General features: G+C 67.5%; 16 protein-coding genes. 10 read left to right on the top strand and 6 right to left on the bottom strand.

The window, feature by feature from the left end:
- Nucleotides 1-42: 42 nt before the first annotated feature.
- Nucleotides 43-966: an NAD(+) diphosphatase gene (gene nudC, locus AB0M15_RS33700; protein ID WP_363827564.1), complete on the top strand. Its 924-nt coding sequence runs from the start codon at nucleotides 43-45 to the stop codon at nucleotides 964-966.
- A gap of 4 nt (nucleotides 967-970) precedes the next feature.
- Here nudC and AB0M15_RS33695 read toward each other — a convergent pair whose 3' ends face one another.
- Complete coding sequence (locus tag AB0M15_RS33695) at nucleotides 971-1,210, bottom strand: mycoredoxin (protein WP_363827561.1); 240 nt, start codon at nucleotides 1,208-1,210, stop codon at nucleotides 971-973.
- A gap of 110 nt (nucleotides 1,211-1,320) precedes the next feature.
- On the opposite strand from AB0M15_RS33695, the gene AB0M15_RS33690 reads away from it, so the two are divergent.
- From AB0M15_RS33690 to AB0M15_RS33675, 4 genes are all read left to right on the top strand, one after another.
- On the top strand, nucleotides 1,321-3,441 hold the full coding sequence (locus tag AB0M15_RS33690; RefSeq protein WP_363827556.1) for an ATP-dependent DNA helicase UvrD2: 2,121 nt from the start codon (nucleotides 1,321-1,323) through the stop codon (nucleotides 3,439-3,441).
- Nucleotides 3,442-3,837: 396 nt separating this feature from the next.
- Entirely contained in the window at nucleotides 3,838-4,056 is a 219-nt protein-coding gene (locus AB0M15_RS33685) for a hypothetical protein (RefSeq protein WP_363827553.1), read from the top strand.
- Between the two features lie 151 nt (nucleotides 4,057-4,207).
- Nucleotides 4,208-4,495, top strand: a complete 288-nt coding sequence (locus AB0M15_RS33680; RefSeq protein ID WP_343982990.1) for a WhiB family transcriptional regulator — start codon at nucleotides 4,208-4,210, stop codon at nucleotides 4,493-4,495.
- Nucleotides 4,496-4,543: 48 nt separating this feature from the next.
- Nucleotides 4,544-4,762 (top strand): hypothetical protein, encoded by a 219-nt coding sequence (locus tag AB0M15_RS33675; RefSeq protein WP_363827548.1) that lies wholly within the window; start codon nucleotides 4,544-4,546, stop codon nucleotides 4,760-4,762.
- A gap of 124 nt (nucleotides 4,763-4,886) precedes the next feature.
- On the opposite strand, the gene AB0M15_RS33670 is transcribed toward AB0M15_RS33675, so the two are convergent.
- Nucleotides 4,887-5,798 (bottom strand): LysR family transcriptional regulator, encoded by a 912-nt coding sequence (locus AB0M15_RS33670; RefSeq protein ID WP_363828245.1) that lies wholly within the window; start codon nucleotides 5,796-5,798, stop codon nucleotides 4,887-4,889.
- A gap of 128 nt (nucleotides 5,799-5,926) precedes the next feature.
- Here AB0M15_RS33670 and AB0M15_RS33665 point away from each other — a divergent pair, with 128 nt between their 5' ends.
- Nucleotides 5,927-6,670 (top strand): glucose 1-dehydrogenase, encoded by a 744-nt coding sequence (locus AB0M15_RS33665; protein ID WP_363827545.1) that lies wholly within the window; start codon nucleotides 5,927-5,929, stop codon nucleotides 6,668-6,670.
- 14 nt (nucleotides 6,671-6,684) lie between these two features.
- Entirely contained in the window at nucleotides 6,685-7,698 is a 1,014-nt protein-coding gene (locus AB0M15_RS33660; RefSeq protein WP_363827540.1) for an alcohol dehydrogenase catalytic domain-containing protein, read from the top strand.
- A 1-nt stretch (nucleotide 7,699) separates the two neighbouring features.
- Here the strand turns inward: AB0M15_RS33660 and AB0M15_RS33655 are convergent, their stop codons facing one another.
- Both AB0M15_RS33655 and AB0M15_RS33650 read right to left on the bottom strand, forming a co-directional pair.
- A complete protein-coding gene (locus AB0M15_RS33655) occupies nucleotides 7,700-8,224 on the bottom strand; it encodes an NUDIX hydrolase (RefSeq protein WP_363827537.1) in 525 nt (174 codons plus the stop codon).
- A 10-nt stretch (nucleotides 8,225-8,234) separates the two neighbouring features.
- Nucleotides 8,235-8,966 carry a hypothetical protein gene (locus AB0M15_RS33650; RefSeq protein ID WP_363827535.1) on the bottom strand — a complete coding sequence of 244 codons (732 nt, stop codon included), beginning with the start codon at nucleotides 8,964-8,966 and terminating at the stop codon, nucleotides 8,235-8,237.
- Nucleotides 8,967-9,070: 104 nt separating this feature from the next.
- On the opposite strand from AB0M15_RS33650, the gene AB0M15_RS33645 reads away from it, so the two are divergent.
- Complete coding sequence (locus AB0M15_RS33645; RefSeq protein WP_363827532.1) at nucleotides 9,071-9,238, top strand: hypothetical protein; 168 nt, start codon at nucleotides 9,071-9,073, stop codon at nucleotides 9,236-9,238.
- 6 nt (nucleotides 9,239-9,244) lie between these two features.
- Here AB0M15_RS33645 and AB0M15_RS33640 read toward each other — a convergent pair whose 3' ends face one another.
- Entirely contained in the window at nucleotides 9,245-10,564 is a 1,320-nt protein-coding gene (locus AB0M15_RS33640; RefSeq protein WP_363827525.1) for an AarF/ABC1/UbiB kinase family protein, read from the bottom strand.
- Nucleotides 10,565-10,686: 122 nt separating this feature from the next.
- Complete coding sequence (locus AB0M15_RS33635; RefSeq protein ID WP_012922897.1) at nucleotides 10,687-10,845, bottom strand: DUF5679 domain-containing protein; 159 nt, start codon at nucleotides 10,843-10,845, stop codon at nucleotides 10,687-10,689.
- 505 nt (nucleotides 10,846-11,350) lie between these two features.
- Here AB0M15_RS33635 and AB0M15_RS33630 point away from each other — a divergent pair.
- Both AB0M15_RS33630 and AB0M15_RS33625 read left to right on the top strand, forming a co-directional pair.
- The gene (locus AB0M15_RS33630; RefSeq protein ID WP_363827520.1) at nucleotides 11,351-11,887 is read left to right on the top strand and encodes a M48 family metallopeptidase; all 537 of its coding nucleotides are present in this window, start codon (nucleotides 11,351-11,353) and stop codon (nucleotides 11,885-11,887) included.
- Nucleotides 11,888-12,268: 381 nt separating this feature from the next.
- A complete protein-coding gene (locus tag AB0M15_RS33625) occupies nucleotides 12,269-14,461 on the top strand; it encodes an MMPL family transporter (protein ID WP_363827513.1) in 2,193 nt (730 codons plus the stop codon).
- Nucleotides 14,462-14,728: the final 267 nt, after the last annotated feature.

Below are 14,728 nucleotides of genomic sequence, written 5' to 3'. Positions count from 1 at the left end.
CCGGGATGCTCTCATGATCGCCGGGCGAGATACGTTGAAGCCGTGGCCTATTCGATCGTTCCCGGTTCCCTGTCGCTGTCCCGTTCCGTGCTGGACCGAGCTGCCGACCGACGGCGCGACCTGGAGTGGCTGGAGAAGGCATGGGCCGCTGCGGACACCCAGGTGGCCCTGGTGGCCGGTGACAAGCTGGCAGTAGTCGAGGACCGTACGGCGCTCCGCCTGGTACCGCCCGCTGCTGCCCCTGATGGCATCCGCATCTTCCTGGGCGTCGACCGCGTCGCCGGAGCCGGTATGACGGCCGACGGGCGCGCCGTGTTCGCAGTACTGGTCAGCGAAGAGCCAGACGAGTCGTATGCCGGCCTGCGCGAGGTAGGCGGAGTACTGGACGACCGGGAGGCCGGGATCGCGGTCAACGTGGTCGGGCTGGCCAACTGGCACGCAGTACACACCCACTGCGCCAACTGCGGAGCTCATACCGAGGTGATCGACGCAGGCCACGTCCGGCACTGCCCGAACTGCGGCCTCAACCACTTTCCCCGCAGCGACCCGGCGATCATCGTCCTGGTCACCGACGACCAGGACCGCGCACTACTCGGCCGCAACGAGGCCTGGCCCGAGGGCCGCTACTCCACCCTCGCCGGCTTCGTGGAGCCCGGTGAGTCGCTAGAGGCCGCAGTACGCCGAGAGGTCTTCGAGGAGACCGGCGTAGTCATCGGCGAGGAGATCGAGTACGCCGGCAGCCAGCCGTGGCCGCTCCCGTCCAGCCTCATGCTCGGCTTCTACGCCAAGGCCACCGGCTACGCGATCAACGTCGACCAGGACGAGATCGCCGAAGCCAAGTGGTTCAGCCGCGACGACCTCCGCGTCCTGGTCGAGAACGGCTCGATGGCCCTCCCCGGCAACATCTCCATCTCCCGCCGCCTGATCGAAGGCTGGTACGGCGAAGAACTAACCGGCAGCTGGTAGCTGCTCAGGCGACGAGCTTGTCGGCGATCTGGGCTATCGACGGGTTGGTCATCGCGGTGCCGTCGGGGAAGACGATGGTTGGGACGGTCTGGTTGCCGTGGTTTGCCTTCTCGACGATCTTGGCGGCGTCCGGGACCTGCTCGATGTCGACCTCGGTGAACTCGATGCCCGCCCGCTTCAGCTGGCCCTTCAGGCGGTGGCAGTAACCGCACCAGGGGGTCGAGTACATCGTGAATGCCGCCATCGTGGCTTGCTCCGTCTCTGCGTGGGGGCGGGCGACGGAAACTGTCCGGGCACCCGCATAAGGTGGCTCTACTTGTAGCCAAACCCCGTCGGTCGGAGTGCTGTTCCCGCATGTCTCAGTCCGTGAGCAACATCACGCAGGCCGTCGTCGGCCGGTCCGCCGACGAGCTGCTCGCTGCCCTCGACCCCGAGCAGCGCGAGGTCGCGACAGCCTTGCACGGCCCGGTCGTCGTGATGGCGGGCGCGGGCACCGGCAAGACCCGCGCGATCACCCACCGGATCGCGTACGGCGTCAGCATCGGCACCTACGACCCGGCCCGCGTGCTGGCCGTCACCTTCACCCAGCGCGCCGCCGGCGAGATGCGTGGCCGGCTCGCCCAGCTCGGCACCAACGGCGTCCAGGCCCGGACCTTCCACTCGGCCGCCCTCAGACAAGCCAGGTACTTCTGGCCGAAGGTGTTCGGCGGCGAGCTGCCACCGATCATCGACCGCAAGTTCCCGCTGCTGACCGAGGCGGCCTCCCGCTGTCGCGTCCGCGTCGACACCCCGGCCCTGCGCGACCTGGCCGGCGAGGTGGAGTGGGCCAAGGTCAGCAACGTCCGCCCCGACGACTACGTCAAGCTCGCCCCGCAATCCGCCCGCGCTCTGGCGTCCTTCGACCCGGCCACGATCGCGCGCGTCTTCGCGGCGTACGAGGACGTCAAGCTCGAGCGCGGCCGGATCGATCTGGAGGACGTACTCCTCTGCGCCGTCGCCCTCCTCGCGGAAGACGAGCGGGTGGCAGCCGAGATCCGCAGGCAGTACCGCACCTTCGTAGTAGATGAGTACCAGGACGTCAGCCCGCTGCAGCAGAGCCTGCTCGACCTGTGGCTCGGCGGCCGCGAGGACGTCTGCGTGGTCGGCGACCCGGCCCAGACCATCTACTCCTGGGCAGGAGCCGACCCGGCAAACCTGGTCCACTTCGCCCAGCGCCACCCGACCGCCCAGGTGATCAAGCTCGTCCGCGACTACCGCTCGACCCCGCAGATCGTCGACGTAGCCAACAAGGTCCTCGACGCAGCGGGCCCGTCCGGGCTCCCCGGCCGTGTCACCCTCCGCTCCCAGCGCGACCCCGGCCCCACGCCGACCTACCGGGAGTACTCCGACGAGGTCGCCGAGGCCGACGCGGTCGCCCGAGCGGTCAGCCGCCTCCAAGACTCCGGTACTGCGCTGCGCGACATCGCGATCCTGTTCCGTACCAACGCCCAGTCGGAGAATTTCGAGCAGGCCCTCGCCGAGCGCAAGCTCCCGGCGATGCTCAAGGGCGCCGAGCGGTTCTTCGAGCGAGCCGAGATCCGGCAGGCCGCCGTACTGCTGCGTGGTCAGGCCAAGGCCGGTGACGGCGGGGGAGACCTCGTGGAGACCGTCCGCGCGATCCTCGGCGGCGCGGGCTGGAAGCCGGAGCCGCCGTCGGGAGCCGGTGCGGTCCGGGACCGCTGGGAGTCGCTGGCCGCCCTCGTCACGATGGCCTCCGACTTCAAGGCGACCCATCCCGAGGCGGGGATCGTCGAGCTGGTCGCCGAGCTCGACCGGCGCGCCTCGATCCAGCACGCGCCGCTGGCCGAGGGCGTCACCCTGGCGACGCTGCACGCGGCGAAGGGCCTGGAGTGGGGCTGTGTGTTCATCGTCGGCGCCCACGAGGGCACGCTGCCGATCACGTACGCCCAGACGCCGGCCCAGGTCGAGGAGGAGCGGCGGCTGTTCTATGTGGGCGTGACCCGGGCGAAGGACCAGCTCGCGATCAGCTGGTCGACCTCCCGCTCACCCGGCGGCCGCGCCAGCCGCGGCCCGACCCGCTTCCTCGACCCGATCGGAGTCCGTACTCCGCGCTCTGGCGAGCGAGAGTCGTCCCCCCGAGCCCGTGCTCAACGGACCGACCGCTCAGACCTGCCGATCCCGAAGTGCCGGGTCTGCGGCCGCGGGCTGACCGAGCCGGCCGCCCGCAAGCTCGGCCGCTGCGAGGACTGCCCGTCGACGATGGACCAGGCGCTGTACGACGCGCTGTTCGAGTGGCGCGCCGACAAGGCGGCCGAGGAGTCGATGCCCGCCTTCGTCATCTTCACCGACGCCACCCTGACCGCGATCGCCGAGGCCCGGCCGATGGACGAGCGCGAGTTGCTCCGGATCACCGGCATCGGCCGGACCAAGGTGATGAAGTACGGCGAGTCCGTGCTGAACATCTGCACCCGCTGACCGTCCAGCCTTCAACTACCTGCCCTTTCAGGCAGTGCGGACTGCAACTTGTGGAAAAGCCGTTGCAGGCTTGGCCGAACCCGGGCGACACTCAAGGAGCAGGTTTTCTGCTGCTGGCAGACAACGGGTCGGGCGGTGGCATCTAGTGGCCACAGGCAACGATCTCGGAGGGTGCCGGGAGCACGCCGGAGCGTGCCGGACCGGTGGCTGGGCAGCGAGTTTCCGCCGGACAGGCGGCAACTTCCGGCCAACTTCGAAAACCTGGATTAAATAGTTTGCGGCCTCCGGTGAGGTCGGCGTACTGTTCTTTCTGCGGTCGAGGGCTGGCCGAAAACTTCAAACCATAGCGATGAGCTTGCCGCTCACTTCGCCACAACGAGAGGAGGTGCCTTGGAAATGGTCAACATCACGATGAAGCCGAACGGCGTCAGCGTCGCGCTGCCGTGCGCCCAGATCCAGGGTGCCGCCCTGTCGTCGCGTCTGCACGTCGAGACCGTTGTGGTGCTCGCCAATGCCAACACCCAGATCAAGGGAAGCACCCCGATCAAGGGCGGAGCTGTCGGCGATGCGAAGTACGGCGGTCAGGGTTCTCGAGCATGGAGTCCACCGGTCTGACGACACAAGTCAGCCGGCACCTCCAAGGCCGCGGAACCCTAACCAGGGTCCGCGGCCCTTTTGTTTGTCCCAGAGTTTGGCGGCACCAACCGGTGGCCGTCGAAGACAGCAAGAGAACTACCAGCAAGACAGTCACTAGGAGGTGACCGGAATGAGCGTTAGCTTCCTCGATGCCTTCACCGAGGTTGCGACGTCGCAGGACCTGCCCTGTCGGTCCTACGCGCCAGAACTCTTCTTCGCCGAATCGCCGGCGGACGTCGAGTACGCAAAGTCTCTGTGCAACACCTGCCCACTCGTGGCCGAGTGCCTGGCCGGAGCGCTCGAGCGCGCCGAGCCGTGGGGAGTGTGGGGCGGACAGCTGTTCGTCCAGGGTGCTGTGGTCGCCCGGAAGCGGCCCCGCGGCCGTCCACGCAAGTGCGACACCGTCACCGCAGCCTGACCAGTCCCTGACAGACGACTCCATCCACCCGAATCGAGACACACAGCCATGAAGACCCAGACTTCACCCAGGAGAGTTGAAATGCATTTACTTCAAGAAGATCTCGCTCGTGCTCATTGTCGTTCCATCCTGATCGACGCCGAGCAGAACCGGCGCTTCCGTCTGGCGAGCCAGTTCGCCAAGGCTCAGAAGCAGGCCGAGCGGGCCACCCGTCGCGCGGAGAGGGCCAGTGCAAAGGCACGCCTCACCCTCGCACGGATGGTCTGATCCACCCCCGGTCGCCGGCGCGCCAGGAGCCAATCTCCGACCACAGCGCGCCGGCCCCGAACTGAAACACCGAAGCTGACACCCCGAGAGGCGGCATCTAGCGGATGCCGCCTCTCGGCGCGTTCTAGTGCTCCGAGGAGCAGGGGACGGTCGCCCGCCGGGTCTCCTGAAGGAGGAGATCCAGGTACGGGTGAGTACTGTGCCGCGGCCAGACGAGCGCCAACTCGTTCGGCTCGGCATCGAGCAGCGGTAGCCACACCAGGCGCGGGTGGGCGAAGTACGTGACCGTCGAGGCGGGCGCGATCCAGCACCCGTGCCCGGCCGCGACCAGGTGCAGGCACTCCTCCGGCGTACGGGCCTGTGGCCCGAACAGCGCCCGGCTGCCGTCCGGCCGCGGATCGATGAACCAGAAGTCGACGACCGCCGCCGGCATTCCGTCACGCGGACCGACGACGGGCACGTCGGCCAGATCATCGATCCTCAGGGAGTCCCGGTCGGACAGCGGATGCCCCGGCGGCAGCGCGACCCAGCGCTTCTCGGCCAGCAGTGGATGGACGGTGAACCGCGGGTCGTCGCCGATCGGCAGCCAGAGGAAGGCGGCGTCGGCCCGCCCGTCGAGCAACGCGTCCAGTTCGTCGGGCAGCGTGTGCACGGCGAGCGGCCGGACCTCCAGATCCGGCATCTGGGCCCGGATCGCCGCCTCGACGCCGGGCATGAAGTGCGCCGTACTCTGCGCCTTGAACGCGACCCGCAGCGGCTGTGGCCGCTCCGCACCGACCTCCCGGGCCTCGGCCATCATCGCGCGGGCCGACAGCAACAAGTTCTCGCCCTGCTTGAGGACGACCCGGCCGGCCGCGGTCAGTTCGATTCCGGTCGGTAGCCGCTCGACCAACGGACAGCCAACAACCTTCTCCAGTTGACGAATCTGGCTGCTGACCGCCTGCTGCGTGAGGTTGAGTTGCCGCCCCGCGCGAGTCATGCTGCCTTCCTGGGCAACCGCCGCAAGTGCCTGGAGCAACCTCAAGCTGAGATCCACACCGTGTTGGGTCACTCAGCCATCGTGCCACAACGGTCTGTTGTGGCCCCGCCAACAAGTCTCTGTTTCCGTTCCGCCCGAGGAGGCCGGACGATCGGACCAGGGCCACTTGATGGGAGAAAGTAAGCATGACGCTGCAAGGAAAAACGGCGCTGGTCACCGGGTCGTCCAAGGGGCTCGGGCGAGCGATCCTGCTCCGGCTGGCCGCACAGGGCGCCAACGTCGTCGTCAACTACTCGCGCGACGAGTCCGCCGCGAACGAGGTCCAGGTCGCCGCCGAGGCGCTCGGGGTCAAGGCCATCACGGTCGCCGCCGACGTGTCCCAGGTGGACGGGATCACCAAGGTCTACGACGCCGCGGTCGAGGCGTTCGGCCAGATCGACATCGTGGTCGCCAACGCCGGGATGGAGAAGGTGAACATCCCGGTCACCGACGTCACCGAGGAGGACTTCGACCTGCTCTTCCGGGTCAACACGAAGGGCCCGTACTTCGTACTGCGCGAAGCGGCCCGCCGGATCGCGGACAACGGCCGGATCATCACCATCTCCTCGAACACCACCACTGTCCCGCAGGTCGGCGTCGGCCTGTACGGCACCAGCAAGGTCGCGACCGGCTACCTGGCCCGGGTGCTCGCGCTCGAACTCGGCCCGCGCGGCATCACGGTGAACACCATCGTGCCCGGCCCGATCGACGGGGCCGGCATCTTCACCGACCCGGCCAACGACGAGTACAAGAAGAGCCTGATCGCGATGGTGCCGATCGGCCGGCTGGGCACCACCGAGGACGTAGCAGGCGTGGCGGCCTTCCTGGCCAGCGACGACGCAGGTTTGATCACCGGCCAGCAACTGGTCGCCGACGGCGGAATGCACTGAGGGAGACGACAGAGATGACAGCGACAATGCGTGCGGCCCAGGTCCAGCAGGCCGGCGGCCCCTTCGTGGTGACCGACATGCCCATCCCCGAGCCCAAGGCCGGCCAGATCCGGGTGAAGGTGTACGCCTGCGGGATCTGCGGCGGCGACGCGATTCCCCGCAACGCCCTCTTCGGTACGGTCCTGCCGCGGGTTCCCGGCCATGAGATCGCCGGCGTGGTCGATGCGGTCGGTGACGGTGTGACGGTGTGGGAGGTCGGCCAGCGGGTCGGCGTCGGCTGGTCCGGTGGCGTCGACTTCACCTGTGAGTTCTGCCGTCGCGGTGACTTCACCAACTGCGTCCAGCACACGATCGTCGGTACGTCGTACGACGGCGGCTATGCGGAGTACATGGTGGCTCCGCAGGACGCGGTCGCCCGGATCCCCGAGGGGCTGACCTTCGAGGACGCCGCGCCGCTGATGTGTGGCGGCATCACGGCTTTCAATGCGCTCCGGCACGCGCACGCGGGGCCGGGCGACACGGTCGCAGTACAGGGTGTCGGTGGGGTCGGGCACCTGGCGATCCAGTTCGCGAACAAGATGGGCTTCCGGACCGTCGCGATCAACCGTGGGCGCGACAAGGAGAAGCTGGCCCGTGAGCTCGGCGCGGACGAGTACATCGACAGCAACGAAGGCGATGCCGGTGAGGCGCTGAAGGCGCTCGGTGGCGCGGCGACCGTACTGGCGACGGTGTCTCGTGCGGAGTTGCAGTCCGACCTGGTCAAGGGCCTGCGCCCGAACGGCCAGCTGATCGTGCTCGAGGGCGGCGACCCCATCCAGGTCACCGGCCACGACCTCGCCGACTCTCGACTGTCGGTCTCCGGTTGGTACAGCGGCGTCGCCCAGGACAGCGAAGACACCCTCAACTTCGCCGTCCTGAAGGGAATCCGCCCCATCATCGAGACCTACCCGCTCGAGGAAGCCGAAGAGGCCTGGCAGCACCAGCCGAAGGCCAACCTCCGCATCGTCTTGAAGACCCAACCGGCCTGAGTCAGCCCTGAAGCAGAGCTTGCTGTAATCCAACGAGAGTGATCCCGCTGACGATCTCCCGCCGACCAATCATCCCCGGCACATCGCTCAGCGGGATCCACTCGATCCGATCCGACTCATTCACCTCAGTAGGCTCTCCAACCCACACCGCCGAGGTAGCGCGGAACACGTGGTGCTCGGAGTCCATGATCCCCGCGGCCGGTTCGGAGTACACAAGCTCCTGCATCTCCCCAACCCGCCACCCGGTCTCTTCCTCAACCTCCCGCGCAGCCGCCTCAGCCGGCGACTCACCCGGCTCAATCAGCCCCATCGGGAGTTCCCACGCCCACCGGTCGGTCAGGAACCGGTGCCGCCACATCAACAGCACCCGCTGCTCGTTGTCGAGGACCACCGCGGCCGCCACATGCCTCAACCGCACCGCGTGATAGTCGAACCGCCGCCCATCAGGCTGCTCGACATCAAGCCGCCGCACACTCAGCCACGGGTTCCCCCAGGCCTCACTCTCTCCATGGATCTGCCATCGCATATCCGCGACCTTAAGGCGCCGAGCGTTTCCTCAGGCGAGACGGCCTCCAGCCGAACGCTCGCACCCACTCGCCCACAGGAGTCGACAACAACTCCGCGAGCAGTTCCCCCGCAGCTTCGTCGGGATCCTGGTGCCGGCTGGTGAGTTTCAGCAACCGGTCGCCGTCGAAGGCCAGCACAATGCCGTCGTCGGTCCATCCCGGGGCAACCCATCGCAGTGTGAGGTCCGGAGACAGCTGCAGCAGATCCAGCCGCTCCCTGATCAGCCGCGCGGTCTTTCGCCGGGGCGTCTCCCACGAACGATCGGCTGTTGCCCGGGCGACCTCGGCCTCGTACTGCCCGCGGTCGAAATGAAGGTCGGGAAGGGGCCACGGGCGACCGTCGTACGGCACGACTCCGTCGTACGTGGGCCCGCAGAAGACACCCACATAGTCCGAGAAATCGACCCACGAGACCAGTCGTCCGTCGGGTGAGCCGACGATTACCGGCGCGATGACCCCACACCCGGGTTCCCCGCAGGAACACCGATGGACCGCAACTCGGCGCCCAGCCGGCTCGCGGGGGACCAGCGGTTGCTGCGCACCGAGGAGGTCGTCCGGATCGAAGCCTTGCCAGGTGGAAGCGACACCGGCGAACGGCTTCTCACCGTCGACCAGGATCGTGACGACTGGCCGGTCCGGGCGGTTGTCGAGGACCTCGACAGTCAGGGCCAGCTGCGACGTACCGGAGTACTGCTTGTTCATAGATGCGGCGTTTGGCGGTACGCCGGGACCATCGAAGAGCCGGCCAGGAGCCGGCGGAAGGACCTAGTTTAGGTCGGCGCATGGGTTGGAGGAGAATGAGTTTTATGCCGAATGCGACTTGTTCACTCTGCGGTAGTCAGGCGGAGACCGAGGATGCGCCGCTGACCTGGGTGACCTCGGTCGAGAACGGGCGCAAGCTGCTGTACTGCGATCGCTGCGCCCGCGAGAACGTCCGCAGCATCGAGGGGAAGCTCGACAGCGCCTGGTGGTGAGGTGGGTCAGTCAGTGAAGCCGGGGAGGAACTCTTCGAGGACCGCCCGGAACGGGGCCTCGGTGTCGAGTTGGGACAGGACGGCGATGCCGCCGATCCAGACTCGGTGGATCAGCAGGTACGACGGCGGCAGGTTGATCTTGAGCGCCATCGTGGCGTTCGGGGAACGGAAGTCGCTGGTCCGGGTCGCCTGCTCGCGCATCCACGCCCGGCTGAAATGGAACGTCTCCGAACGGGCCGGCTCGGCGAACGGCGCCAGGTAGGCCATCAGCTGCTCGGGGTCGATGTCCATCCGGGGCTTGATGAAGCCTTCGGCGCGCAACCCGGCCAGTACGGCGTCGCCGTCGCCCTCCAGCGAGATGCGCAGCAACCGCCCGACAGCGGGTGGCAGCCCATCAGGGAGCCGCGCGCAGAGCCCGAAGTCGACCACGCCGAGCCGCCCGTCGGCCATCACCCGGAAGTTGCCGGGGTGCGGGTCGGAGTGCAGCAGCCCGGCCAGTCGCGGGCCGCTGAACATGAACCGGACGTACTTCAGCCCGATCTCGTCGCGCTCTTCCTTCGTACCCTCGGTGATCACCTTCGAGAGCGGCTTGCCCTCGATCCATTCGGACACGATGACCGTGGGGGAGTGCTTGATGACGCGCGGCACCACGAACTCGTGATGGTCCTTGAAGGCATCGGCGTACTGCTGCTGCGCCTGCGCCTCGCGGTCGTAGTCGAGCTCCTCGCCGATCCGCTCCTGCAACTCCGCGACCAGCGGCTTCATGTCGACGCCGGGGACGAGCGCGCCGAAGGTCCGGGCGAAGCGCCCGAGTTGCTTGAGATCCGCCCGCAACGCCTCGGCGGCACCCGGGTACTGGAGTTTGACCGCGACCTCACGGCCGTCCTTCAGGATGCCGCGATGCACCTGCCCGATCGACGCGGCCGCCGCCGGCAGATCGTCGAACTCCTGGAACCGATCCCGCCAGCGCTTGCCCAGCTCGCGGGACAGGATCGTATGCACGGTCGACGCCGGCATCGGTGGCGCGGAGTCCTGCAGCTTGGTCAGCGTCGCCCGGTACGGTGCCGCGAACTCCTCCGGCATCGCCGACTCCATCAGGCTCAGCATCTGCCCGAACTTCATCGCGCCGCCCTTGAGCTCACCCAGGACGGAGAACAACTGGTCGGCCGTACGGCGCTGGAACTCGGCCATCACCGTCTCGGCCGGCGCACCGCCGATCCGCTTGCCCAGTCCGACGGTCGCGCGCCCGGCGGCACCGAGTGGCAGGCTGGCCAGCTTGGCGGTGCGGCTGAGTGCTTTGCGGGGGAGGTCGGACACGCTCCCCATTCTGTCCGGTCACCCAAGCGGAGCCCCCGCCGGGGCACCGCGAGTTGGATCACAGGTTGCTTAACGACGGAGGGGCGGAGGTGGATCCGAAGATCGCACCGCCGCCCCCACGACTTGGTGCGTCAGGCCTTGCCGAGGATCCGGTTCAGGTTCGTACCGCACTCGGGGCACTTGGCCTTGGCCATGCGCGTGCCCTTGTCGTTGACCTTGACCTCGCCGTCGGCGGTGCGCTTGGCCTTGCACTTGACGCAGTAGAACTCGCCGCTCCAGGTCTCTGCCATGAGGGCCCTCTCCTTGCTTGATACCAGCCGAGGCTTTGCCCGGCCGTCGTGGATGCTTTCGGCAGACCGTCCTGCCGTAGGCCGTTCGGCCCAATCGGGATTCACCCTACGGCAGGCTGAGAGTGGCTCAAGTCCATCTCCCGCTCCGCGCGCCGCTTGGAAATCGCTTTCCGTGGTCGACGGTCACGCGGAACAGGCTCCCGGTTGTCCGCCTTCGGAACCACTCGGCTTCCCCTCCGAATGGCCCCGGAGGCGGTCCGGGAGCCTGCTGGACCTGACGCTAGGAGTTGCCGGCCGCGCTGACAAGTCCGGGTTGTCCACCCCTGTGGATAAACCTGTGTGCAAGCTGTGGGGCGCGCCGGTCGACACTGTGGACGAGCGGGGGAACAGGATGTGAACAACCAGCGTCCACCGATTCGACAACTGGCGTCTGACCTGCGGAAACGTCAATTCACAGGATGTGGACAGAAGAAAGTTGGGGGATTCAGGCGGTACGGTCTGAGTCATGGCCGACTCTCCACCGCGCCCGATCCCGCCGTATGTGGACATCCGCCGCAGCAAGCGGCGCAAGCGGACCGTCAGCGCCTACCGGGACGGCGAGCGGGTGATCGTGCTGATGCCCGATCGGCTGTCCGCCACCGAGGAGGCGCGCTGGGTCGAAACCATGCTCCAGCGGCTCGAGAAGCAGCGCAGCAGATCCCGCGTGTCGGACGAAAAATTGTTGGCCAGAGCACACGATCTCGCGTGTCGTCACCTCCCAGAAGTGCCCGAACCTGCGTCTGTGAGGTGGGTTTCGAACCAGAATCGACGGTGGGGATCCTGCACTCCGGCCGACCGGTCGATCCGGTTGTCGACCCGTTTGCAGTCGATGCCGGCCTGGGTCGTGGACTACGTCCTGGTCCACGAACTCGCTCACCTGGTGGAACCGTCCCACAACGCAGCGTTCTGGAACCTGGTCCACCGCTACCCCAAAGCCGAACGCGCCGAGGGCTACCTGGAGGGCATCTCCGCCGCCTCCACCCTCGACCTCGAGGACTTCTGACCACCCGTACGCCGCTCCGCCAGGCGCCCCGGTAGGGGATGCCCTGAGGGGTGCACCCCCACGGCACACCAACCCCTGCCGCGCACAGCCCGCCACGCTCAGTGAGCCTGCTGTCGTCGGTCCAGCCGGGACGTTGCTGTTCGATGGCGCTCCGCCCTCACCGGCCACCCTTCGCGCCGGCCACCCGTACGTAGTACGGGAAAGTTCCCCGGGTGGTTTCCCCCAGGGTGGGGTGGGGCTGGCACCAGGGTGGACTCGGTGGCTTCCTGCATGGTGGCGGATGGCCGGCTTAACGAATGCTGAGACGCGTAGCCAGCAGTCGGCGTCGGGCCGGGCTGGGAGGGTGCGTCCAGAGGCGGGCGCAGAGGGGTAGGAACCACCATGTCCACTTCCAGGGGACAACTCACGGTGCGGGCCGCACGCTGGAGTGCCACCCATCCGTGGCGCGCGATCGCCATGTGGGTGGTCGTAGTCGTGGCGTGTTTCGCGCTCGGCAATATGACGGGGACCAAGGAGTCCAGCAACGAGGGCGACATCGGCGAGGTCACCCGCGCCGACAACATCGTCAAGTCCGGTAACTTCCCCGACCACGACGTCGAGAGCGTGCTGATCACGCCGCGCTCGGGTCAGCTGGACCAGGCCGAGGCCAACAAGGTCGCGGCCGTGGTGACTGAGCGGATGCGCGCCCTCGGTGGGGTCGCGGAGGTCGCCAAGCCCACCCTGTCGCCGAAGAAGGACGCGCTGATCGTCCAGGTCACGCTGAAGGACGGCGACGACGACAACCGGGTCCAGCCGCTGCTCGACACGACCGCGAAGGTCCAGCAGGACTTCCCGGGGCTTCGGGTCGAGGAGGTCGGTGGCGAGTCCATCGACAAGGCGCTCAACGAGACACTCGGCAAGGACTTCCAGCGCGCCGAGATCTTCAGCCTGCCGGTCACTCTGATCATCCTGCTGATCGCCTTCGGTGCCCTGATTGCAGCTGCGGTGCCGCTCCTGCTCGCACTGTCAGCCGTCGCCGCCGCGATCGGCTTAGCCGCAGCAGCGTCTCAACTCGTGCCAGCGGTCGACGCGGTCAACAGCGTCATCCTGCTGATCGGTATGGCGGTCGGCGTCGACTACTCACTCTTCTACCTCCGCCGCGAACGAGAGGAACGCGCCAAGGGCCGCGGCCACGTCGACGCGGTCGAGATCGCGGCGGCAACCTCCGGGCACGCAGTCGTCGTCTCCGGTACTGCGGTCATCATCTCGATGGCGGGACTCTTCCTGGCCCGCGACGCTGTCTTCTCTTCCTTCGCCGTCGGCTCGATCCTCGTGGTCGCCGTCGCGGTGGTCGGCTCGCTGACCGTGCTCCCCGCGATCCTCGCCAAGCTGGGTCGCTGGGTCGACCGGCCGCGCATCCCGCTGCTGTGGCGCCTGACCGCGAACAAGTCTCAGCCCCGCTTCTGGCCGACCGTGCTCAAGCCGGCCCTGAAGCACCCGATCGCCACGCTGCTGGTTTCCGTTACCGCGCTGCTCGCGGTGGCCTCACCTGCGCTCGGTATGACGCTGAAGTTCCCTGGTACGGAGGATCTGCCGCGCGACACCGCGGTGATGAAGGCGTACGACCGGTTGACCGCGTCCTTCCCGAGCACGGGGACCAGCCACGAGGTCGCAGTACGGGCTCCTGCCAATGAACAGCCGGCAGTGAAGGCCGCGTTCGCCGACCTGATCAAGCGGACGCAGTCGGACAAGCTGTTCGCGCAGGACGGACTCGAGGAGCCGAAGGTGTCGGCCGACGGTCGCGTGACGGTGTTCGAGGTCGCGACGCCGTACGAGGGTGGTAGCCAGGAGGCGCGTGACTCGCTGACCAAGCTGCGCAAGGAACTCATGCCGGAAACCTTCGGCAAGGTGCCAGGCGTCGAGTACGCGGTCGGCGGGTTCGTGGCGGCCGATGTCGACTATGCCGCCCACACCCGGGCGAAACTCCCGCTGGTGATCGGCTTCGTCCTCCTGCTGACGATGATCGTCATGATGATCACCTTCCGCTCGGTGGTCGTCGCTGTGACCGCCATCGGCCTCAACCTACTGAGCGCCGGCGCGGCGTACGGCGTAGTAACCGCCGTCTTCCAAAACACCTGGGCCGAGGGCATCCTCGACTTCCGCTCCAACGGAGCAGTCGTCTCCTGGCTCCCTTTGTTCCTCTTCGTAGTCCTCTTCGGCCTCTCCATGGACTACCACGTCTTCGTAGTCAGCCGAATCCGCGAAGCCGTCCTCCGAGGAGTCCCCACCAAACAAGCAGTAGCCGAAGGCATCACCGGCTCCGCAGGCGTGGTGACCAGCGCGGCCGCCGTCATGATCGGCGTCTTCGCAGTCTTCGCCACCCTGAGCACCCTCGACATGAAGCAGCTGGGAGTCGGCCTGGCGGTGGCAATCCTCATCGACGCCACCATCATCCGGGCAGTAGTCCTCCCCGCCATCATGACCCTCCTAGGCGACGCCAACTGGTGGGCCCCCAAGTGGCTCCGCGGCAAACAAGCCAAGCACACCACCACCACCACCCCAACCCCCGACCGAGAACTAACCCCAGTCGGCTAACCCCCACCACCCAAGAAGTCCCGCTCGCCACCCGGCGAGCGGGACTTCTTGCCAAGAGCAACAGCCAAGAGCAACAGATGGTCCCGGCTTCTACTGTGGTTCACGCGGTGCCGGGCGTCGGGTTTGTCTGGGGGATGTGTCCGGCTCGACAGGAGGTAGTCGACTGTGGGGCTGGTGTCGGGCGTTGGCTGAGCGTGGGCGGGGTGCAGGTTGGCGACTACCTCCTGTCGAGCCGGACACAGCGGGGCCTGCAGTGGGGTGCGGGCG

Source organism: Kribbella sp. NPDC051718, assembly GCF_040681515.1.
Classification (GTDB): domain Bacteria; phylum Actinomycetota; class Actinomycetes; order Propionibacteriales; family Kribbellaceae; genus Kribbella.
Note: the sequence above shows the minus strand (reverse complement) of the source record. Positions and strands in the feature narration are given on the sequence as shown.